This is a genomic window from Bacillus sp. GMs2/2 (assembly GCF_050172095.1).
In the GTDB taxonomy this organism is placed as follows: Bacteria; Bacillota; Bacilli; order Bacillales; family Bacillaceae_G; genus Bacillus_A; species Bacillus_A cereus.
In genome coordinates this window covers 1-3,890 of the sequence record NZ_JBNLYE010000360.1, presented here as the reverse complement: position 1 = coordinate 3,890, position 3,890 = coordinate 1, and the positions used below count along the sequence as shown (strand labels likewise).

Here is a 3,890-nt window from a genome sequence, read left to right as displayed (position 1 = left end):
ATTAATATAATATGGTTATTTATGGGTATTTAACATGTTTTTTCATTTTGAGGGGTGACCCATTTTTTTAGCTTGATAGCGATGTGGCGGTAACCCATAAAGATAAAAAATGACTATATGCAATTAATGCATATAGTCATTTTTTAATTACATATCTCCAGAGCACATTTTACTTTTTGGGTTTAAAATACGATATAAGGCACAACCAGCTAAATATCCACTTTCGCCGTCTTTCCAGCTATCAGTCCAGCCGCCTTCTGTTTCTAAAATTTCTTCTTCAGTTAAGTCTACGAATTTTTCAGTATTTAATTCCATGAAAAAACCCTCCTATTTAGTAAAAAATCCAAAATAAATTATTTTTCGTTATAAAACAGTTTATTAATAGATAGATTTAAAGATTTTAATTACATATCTCCAGAGCACATTTTGCTCTTTGGATTCCAAATACGATATAAAGCACAACCAGCTAAATATCCACTCTCGCCACTTTTCCAGCTATCAGTCCAGCCGCCTTCTGTTTCTAAAATTTCTTCTTCAGTTAAGTCTACGAATTTTTCAGTGTTTAGTTCCATGAAAAGCCCTCCTGTTTTTGGAAAATTATATTGCTAAGAATTTAGATAATTCAAAACAACTTTCGTTTACCATTATATAGAAAAATGTATTATTTTGTCTAGTCTTTTTATTGATATAATTTAGAAAATTTAGTTTGTGTGCTATAATAATATATGGATAATTGATTTCAAAAATTAAAATGAAGGGAAGAGAAATTTTGTTTGAAAGTTTTCCATATATTAAACAGCATGATTTACAAGATTGTGGACCAGCATGTCTTGCAATGATATCAAGGCATTATGGACTCTCCTTATCAATTGCAAAAATTCGTGAAGTTTCAGGAACAGATTTGAGGGGAACAAATGTTAAAGGATTATTGGAAGCGGCTACAAAGTTAGAATTTGAGGCGAAAGGTGTAAAGACAAAAGATTTAGAGGCTTTAAAGGAGATTCCTTTACCAGCCATAGCTCATGTTGTAATAGACAAAAGCTTGTTACATTATATTGTTATTTATAAAGTAAAGAAGGATAAAGTTTATGTCGCAGATCCTGCAAAGGGTCTTGTTACTTATAAATTAAAAGATTTTGCGGAAATTTGGACAGGTATTTTAGTTTTGATGTCTCCAAAACCAAGCTTTAAGCCAGGAAAGCTATCTCCAAATATATTTAGCCAATTTATTGCGTTATTAAAGCCACAAATTCCTTTGCTGATCCCGTTGTTCTTTGCTTCTATATTCTTTAATTTATTTGGTTTGCTAGGTACATTTTATTTTAAAATATTAATTGATGATATTGTAACCAATAAATTGGTACAAACTTTACATATAATTTCCATAGGTATCATAATATTATATGTATTTAAAGTGGTATTGTCTTATTTTAGAACACATTTAATATTATATTTTAGTAGAAGAATTGATATACAGCTTATGTTAGGGTACTATCGTCATGTTGTAGGATTACCCATGAATTTTTTTGAGACTAGAAAAGTTGGAGAAATTATTTCTCGATTTATGGACGCGAGCAAAGTGCGTGATGCATTATCTACTACAACGGTAACATTAATGATTGATACTTTAATGGTTATAGCGGGAGCAATTATACTATATATGCAAAATGCTTATTTATTTGGAGTAACTCTTTTACTTATTCCCTTATATATATTAATAATGTTGTCATTCCATAACCCATTTCAAAATATGAATCGTAAAGAAATGGAGAGTAACGCAAAATTAACCTCTTATCTAGTTGAAAGCTTAAATGGGATTTCAACTGTAAAATCCTATAATGCAGAAAAAGAGGTGTTTTTCCAAACAGAAAAACGTTTTGTGAATTTATTGAAATATATCTTTAAAAAAGGAATGTTAATAAATTTACAAGGCTCTTTAAAAATGGGAATAGAATTAATCGGTGGAACAATAATACTATGGGTTGGTGCTATGCAGGTATTAAAAGGAAATATGACTATAGGTGAATTAATAACATATAATGCACTTTTAGTATACTTTTTAAATCCAATTCAAAATTTAATAGGTATTCAGCCAATGATACAATCTGCAGTCGTGGCTGCTGAAAGATTAAATGAAATTTTCGAATTAGAATTAGAAAAAACTGAAATGGAATCTAATAAAGTATCTCCGAAACGCTTATCAGGTGAAATTAGTTTTAAAGACGTCACTTTTCGTTATGGTACCAGAAAAAACGTACTATCTGGTTTAAACTTCTCTATCAAACCTGGAAATCAAGTAGCATTTGTTGGTGAAAGCGGATCAGGAAAAACAACGATTTCTAAGTTATTAATGGCTTACTATGAACCTCAGGAAGGTAATATTTATTATGATAATTATGATACAAAAGAGATTAGTCGAACTGCATTAAGAGAAAAAATTGCCTATGTTTCGCAGGAATCATTTTTTTTCAGTGGCTCCATTTATGAAAATTTAAAATTTGGTTTAAATCGTCAAATTGATTTGGCAGAAGTTATTGAAGTGTGTAAACAGGCATGCATTCATGAATTTATTAGTGAATTACCTCTAAGGTATGAAACGTTACTAGAGGAAAATGCTTCAAATTTATCAGGTGGACAACGGCAACGTTTAGCAATTGCACGAGCGCTATTAAAAAATCCGGATATTTTGATTTTAGATGAAGCAACTAGTAATTTGGACTCAACAACAGAAAAGAAAATTACAGATGTAATAAAAGAATTTAGTAAGCAAGGAATAACAGTAATTATTATTGCTCATAGATTAAGTACTATCCAACATGCAGATCAAATTTTTGTAATGCAGCAAGGAGAAATTTTCGAACAAGGTTCCCATGAAGAATTGTTGACTAAAAAGTGCGAATACTATCGTTTGTGGAGAAACCAGACTGTTCATATAGAATATATTGAGTCACAGTCTTTACAAGCTGAGGTGAAGATGTAATGAATAGAATTTATGATTTTGAAGAGTTAACGGATAGTGTTGAATTATTGAATAGAAAACCACCTCGGTTTATAGTATGGTTTTTAATTTTTCTATTTGGTTCCCTTGCAATTTCATTATTTTGGATATGTACAGGTGAAATAAATATCGTAAGTAGTGGAACTGCCATTGTAAAAAACAAATCTGAAACGAGTATTATTAGAAGCCAGAATGATGGAATAATAGAAGATATTGTCATTACCAATGGAGACTTTGTAAAAAAGGGAGATTTATTATTTAGATTCAAAAGTAATAAATCTGAAGAAATAGAGGTTAAAGCGAAGGCAGAAGGAATTGTTCAATTTTCAGATACTATCCAGGATGGAGATATATTTAAAATTGGGCAAGAAATACTTTCAATTGTTCCAAAGGGTAGTGCAAAATATGCACAGTTAACATTACTAGCAAAAGATATAAAAGGTATAAAATTAGGTGATAAAGTAAATTATTCATTTAATTCAGATACAACAAATGAAGAGTTGGGAACTGTAACTTATATTGCGGCTCAACCTATATTTGATAAGGATTTAAAAGAATATGTATATAGATTGGAAGCGACAATGGATTTTAAGGAAGCTCAAGAGCTACCGATAGGTATAAGTGGGAAAGTTTCTATAATAACGGGATCAAAGCCTATTTGGAAAAGTTTACTTAAATTTTAAAATAAAAAAAGAAAATCCTTAATTTTATAGGATTTTCTTTTTTTTATTTCTTTTTTTTATTATTTCTTCTAATTCTTCACAAAAATTCTTGAGGTTATTAGAATTACCTCTTAAATCCTGAATGTTATACTTTCCTATATGTTTTCTAACTTTTAAATTAAGAAGTATCCATCTACCATGCTTTTCTATTAGATCATTAAATTCTTTTT

The 3,890-nt window shown here is 29.7% G+C and carries 4 protein-coding genes and 1 pseudogene; 2 read left to right on the top strand and 3 right to left on the bottom strand.

The window, feature by feature from the left end; genetic code table 11:
* Nucleotides 1-147: 147 nt before the first annotated feature.
* Together ACQGS6_RS24250 and ACQGS6_RS24245 are read right to left on the bottom strand one after the other, a co-directional pair.
* Nucleotides 148-315, bottom strand: coding sequence for a hypothetical protein (locus ACQGS6_RS24250; protein WP_154696207.1), 168 nt, complete (start codon nt 313-315; stop codon nt 148-150).
* A gap of 89 nt (nt 316-404) precedes the next feature.
* Nucleotides 405-572 carry a hypothetical protein gene (locus ACQGS6_RS24245; protein ID WP_154696206.1) on the bottom strand — a complete coding sequence of 56 codons (168 nt, stop codon included), beginning with the start codon at nt 570-572 and terminating at the stop codon, nt 405-407.
* A 179-nt stretch (nt 573-751) separates the two neighbouring features.
* On the opposite strand from ACQGS6_RS24245, the gene ACQGS6_RS24240 reads away from it, so the two are divergent.
* On the top strand, nt 752-2,980 hold the full coding sequence (locus ACQGS6_RS24240) for a peptidase domain-containing ABC transporter (protein ID WP_426965724.1): 2,229 nt from the start codon (nt 752-754) through the stop codon (nt 2,978-2,980).
* Nucleotides 2,980-3,681, top strand: a complete 702-nt coding sequence (locus ACQGS6_RS24235) for an HlyD family efflux transporter periplasmic adaptor subunit (RefSeq protein WP_061529157.1) — start codon at nt 2,980-2,982, stop codon at nt 3,679-3,681. Before ACQGS6_RS24240 ends, ACQGS6_RS24235 begins: the two co-directional genes overlap by 1 nt.
* A gap of 24 nt (nt 3,682-3,705) precedes the next feature.
* Here ACQGS6_RS24235 and ACQGS6_RS24230 read toward each other — a convergent pair.
* A pseudogene (locus ACQGS6_RS24230) lies at nt 3,706-3,890 on the bottom strand (hypothetical protein); the annotation flags it as partial.

Excerpts from the sequence above, each read along its gene's own strand:
- ACQGS6_RS24250 (WP_154696207.1), bottom strand. The coding sequence starts at position 315 with ATGGAATTAAATACTGAAAAATTCGTAGACTTAACTGAAGAAGAAATT.
- ACQGS6_RS24245 (WP_154696206.1), bottom strand. The coding sequence starts at position 572 with ATGGAACTAAACACTGAAAAATTCGTAGACTTAACTGAAGAAGAAATT.
- ACQGS6_RS24240 (WP_426965724.1), top strand. The coding sequence starts at position 752 with ATGAAGGGAAGAGAAATTTTGTTTGAAAGTTTTCCATATATTAAACAG.
- ACQGS6_RS24235 (WP_061529157.1), top strand. The coding sequence starts at position 2,980 with ATGAATAGAATTTATGATTTTGAAGAGTTAACGGATAGTGTTGAATTA.